Annotated in this window: 6 protein-coding genes; all 6 read left to right on the forward strand. The window is 58.9% G+C overall.

All coding sequences use genetic code 11. The features are described from left to right. Positions 1-164: 164 nt before the first annotated feature. Entirely contained in the window at positions 165-893 is a 729-nt protein-coding gene (locus tag BV95_RS22385) for a cation:proton antiporter domain-containing protein (RefSeq protein WP_420806764.1), read from the forward strand. Positions 894-1002: 109 nt separating this feature from the next. Beyond that, positions 1003-1614: a DUF4142 domain-containing protein gene (locus tag BV95_RS22390; protein ID WP_037457522.1), complete on the forward strand. Its 612-nt coding sequence runs from the start codon at positions 1003-1005 to the stop codon at positions 1612-1614. A 7-nt stretch (positions 1615-1621) separates the two neighbouring features. Further along, entirely contained in the window at positions 1622-2338 is a 717-nt protein-coding gene (locus BV95_RS22395; protein WP_234703281.1) for an MgtC/SapB family protein, read from the forward strand. Between the two features lie 63 nt (positions 2339-2401). Next, positions 2402-2659 carry a ribbon-helix-helix domain-containing protein gene (locus tag BV95_RS22400; protein ID WP_037457525.1) on the forward strand — a complete coding sequence of 86 codons (258 nt, stop codon included), beginning with the start codon at positions 2402-2404 and terminating at the stop codon, positions 2657-2659. 5 nt (positions 2660-2664) lie between these two features. After that, positions 2665-2979: a type II toxin-antitoxin system RelE/ParE family toxin gene (locus BV95_RS22405; RefSeq protein ID WP_037457527.1), complete on the forward strand. Its 315-nt coding sequence runs from the start codon at positions 2665-2667 to the stop codon at positions 2977-2979. A 321-nt stretch (positions 2980-3300) separates the two neighbouring features. After that, the coding region (locus BV95_RS24695) for a transposase (RefSeq protein ID WP_156028741.1) at positions 3301-3434 on the forward strand (134 nt) is incomplete at its 3' end.

A 3434-nucleotide genomic window follows, 5' to 3' on the forward strand; every position in this document is an offset into this window, starting at 1 on the left:
CCTCGTCGAGAACTTCTTCTGTAGCCTCAAAACATTCCGGCGCATCGCTACCCGATACGAGAAAACTGATCAGAGCTACCGCGCCATGATCAACCTTGCGGCCCTGAAGATCGCTATGCGCTAAATGTCCACACGCCTTAGCCTTTCCCTTCGTCCATCTCGCGATTGCGATGGCGCTTGCCGCCTCCAGCGGCGAATCCTGGTTCGGGCGATGGCTCGGGATCAACGTCCTTTGGGAAATCGCAGTCGGTGTCGCGGGTGGCTGGCTCATCGGAAAACTGTTCGGCTGGCTCACCTTCCGGGTGCCCGCTGAAACCAAATTGGCCAAAACCGGCGACGGACTGATCGCGATCGCCGCGACCTTCTTTTCCTACGGCGTCATCGAGATCTTCAACTGCTATGGCTTCCTCGCTGTTTTCATCACCGCATTGACGCTTCGCGCTTCCCATCGGGATCATGATTTCCACGTCCAGATGCATGACCTCACCGAACAGTTTGAGCGGCTCGCCATGATGATTCTGCTTCTTCTCTTCGGAGGGGCGTTGGTAAGCGGCCTGTTGAATGCCCTTCGGCCGATGGACGCGGTGCTCGTGCTGATCCTGTTGCTGATCGTGCGACCGCTGACCGGGTTGATAGCCCTAACCGGCTTCAGCGCCGCCAAGGTAGAGAAGCTGACGATCGCCTTTTTCGGTATCCGTGGGGTCGGCTCCTTCTATTATCTCGCTTACGGCCTCAATCATATGGACGTGGCGGACCCGGAGCGATTATGGGCCATTGTGGGTCTCGGCGCGCTGGTTTCCATTCTTGTGCACGGCCTGACCGTTACACCCGCCATGCGATGGCTCGACCATCGGCAGGGTCGCGATCCGGACGCGATCGGGCAGAGCCAATGACAGGCGCCATGCTTGATTGCGAGGCCCGATCCTGGCCATTGCCGCTTGCTACGGGGAACGAGTGTCGCAAATCGCGCGTTGGCGATCATTGATAGAGAGGGAGAGCAGCATGACCCGCCTTACCCCCATGTTCCTGATCGCTGGTTTGACCTTAGCTGCCTGCAACCAAGCCACAGAGCGGCGGGCGGAAAATACGGCAGGGTCAGCCGCAGCCACTGCCGAAGCTGTTGGAGACCGGATCGAAAATGCTGCCGACAATGTGGTTGGGACCTTGAAGCCGACGCCTAGCGCGCAGGATTTCGTGAACCGGGCGGCCAAAAGCGATGCTTTCGAGATCGCGGCGGCGAAATTGGCCGCAGCTCAAGCGGCATCGCCCGAAGTGAAGGCGTTCGCCGAGCAGATGGTCAAGGCTCACACGGACTCCACGGCCAAGGTCAGGGCAGCGGCGGGCAGGGCCAAGCCTGCGATCCAGCCGGACCCGGCGCTCACCGCCGACCAGAGGGAGGATCTGGCGCAGCTGCGGAAGCTGACCGGCGCCAAGTTCGATGAAGAATATGTCGATGGCCAGGTGGATGCGCATGAGGACGCTCTGGCCCTGATGCGGTCCTACGCCTCCGGCGGCACGGACGCGGCGCTAAAGACCGTCGCCAGCCAGATCGCGCCGGTCGTCGAAGGGCATCTCAAGATGGCGCGCGAGCTGGAAGCGAAGACTGACCGTTGACTCCATCTTGGTCCACGAACAGCCGTCCGGCCAATTGATGAACCTGCTCGATCCTGACTTGGCCCTGCCGATCCTTGGTGCGATTATGGCCGGCGGCGTTATCGGCGCGGAACGGGAATATCGCGCGAGCCCGGCGGGGTTCCGCACGCACATCCTCGTAAGCCTCTCTTGCGGCTTGCTGATGTTGGCGGCTGTACACCAGGTTCGCTGGCTGACCGACACGCCCGACGAAATTATCAGGATCGATCCCGTCCGCATGGCGCATGGCGTACTGACAGGCATCGGGTTTCTGTGTGGCGGAGTGATCTTCCGCGAAGGGTTCAATGTCCGGGGGCTGACGACGGCGGCATCTTTATGGATGACCTCCTCGCTCGGCATCTTGTTCGGTGTCGGTTTCTACAGCCTGGCGATCAGCGGAACGATCGTAAGCTTGGCGGTGCTCGCCGCTGTGGCCGCATCCGAACGGCTGTTGCCCCAGCGCCGCTACGCACGGGTCGTGGTGCGCTATAAGCGGTCGGCCGCTGTGGCGCCTTCGGCCTTTCGCGCGCGTCTGCACGAGGCGGGATTGAGGCCTTCGACCATCAGCCAGCGACTGGACGAGGAAAGGATGGAATTCACCTCCACGGTCAGCGAGACGCGAGAAGAGGCGGTGGAGGAATTTTGTGCTGCCATGCTGCTGGATCCCGATGTGATTGGCTTTGACTATATTCCCCACGACAGCTGAAAGTCCGGCCGCCATTGCATTTGTCCTCGATATTCCATATTCTGTGGACAGAAAGGTGGCCTGATGTCCAAGCCTATGACTTTGAATGTGCGCGTCAGCGGCGCTCTCAGTGACTTTGTCTCCGCTAATATCGGAGACGCTGGCGCCTATGAAAATGTGAGTGAATATGTCCGAGATCTGATTCGGCGCGATAAGGAACGGGTCGAGAGTGAGCGCTTGGCGCTCCTCCAGGCTGAGTTGGTCAGCGCATTTGCCGCGCCGGAGGGTGACTATCAGCCTCTTGATGCCGACGCGGTCATAGCCCGCAACGCTTGTAACTGAGTCTTATGATCGGATATCGCGTCCAGCAGGCCGCCGGTCGGCGGATTGACGATATTTACATCCATACGCGTGAAACATGGGGGGAGGATCAGGCCGACCAATATATACGGGGCCTTTTCGCACGGTTTGAAGATATTGCCGCACAGCGCATTGCCTGGCGGGCTGTGCCAAGGGACCTGGGCATTGAAGGGTTCTATTGCCGATATGAGCGCCATTATATCTACTGGCGTGTTTTGTCAGATGGTGCCGTTGGTATCGTGACTGTTCTGCATGAACGCATGCATCAGATCGAGCGTTTTCGACAGGATTCTCCGCAATGAGGTGCTGAACCAGGATCGATTTACAGCGATCCGCCGAAGCTACGTGGCTTCCTATCTCCTTCTAAAGTCGCCAATTTGGTGGCGATCTCGACTTGCACTGCTGCTGTATGACAGTAGAATGACAGAGCGTTGCATAAGGGCAGCGCCGAGGCGTGAAGGAGCCTATGACTTCGGGACTGGGCGAGGGCTTCCATCTCGATGCAAGCTAGCCGCCGTTCGCATCATTACAAGGGCGTGTCATCACTTAGGGTCAGGACCTGTTAAATTGCTTGCGCATTGGGTGATGGGTTGATTCAATAGCAGCGTTAGGAGGCGCTGCCGATGGATGTTCCGTTTCTGCTGAGTGAGGCGCAGATGCGCCGGATCGAGCCGTATTTTCCCTTGTCTCATGGGGTGCCAAGAGTGGATGATCGGCGGATAGTGTCTGGGATCATTTACGTCATCAAGCACGGGCT

The organism is Sphingobium chlorophenolicum (assembly GCF_000722875.1).
GTDB lineage: Bacteria > Pseudomonadota > Alphaproteobacteria > Sphingomonadales > Sphingomonadaceae > Sphingobium > Sphingobium chlorophenolicum.

Bases quoted from the DNA above. Each gene is read 5' to 3' on its own strand.
- BV95_RS22400 (WP_037457525.1), top strand. From the start codon at position 2,402: ATGTCCAAGCCTATGACTTTGAATGTGCGCGTCAGCGGCGCTCTCAGT.
- BV95_RS22405 (WP_037457527.1), top strand. From the start codon at position 2,665: ATGATCGGATATCGCGTCCAGCAGGCCGCCGGTCGGCGGATTGACGAT.
- BV95_RS22390 (WP_037457522.1), top strand. From the start codon at position 1,003: ATGACCCGCCTTACCCCCATGTTCCTGATCGCTGGTTTGACCTTAGCT.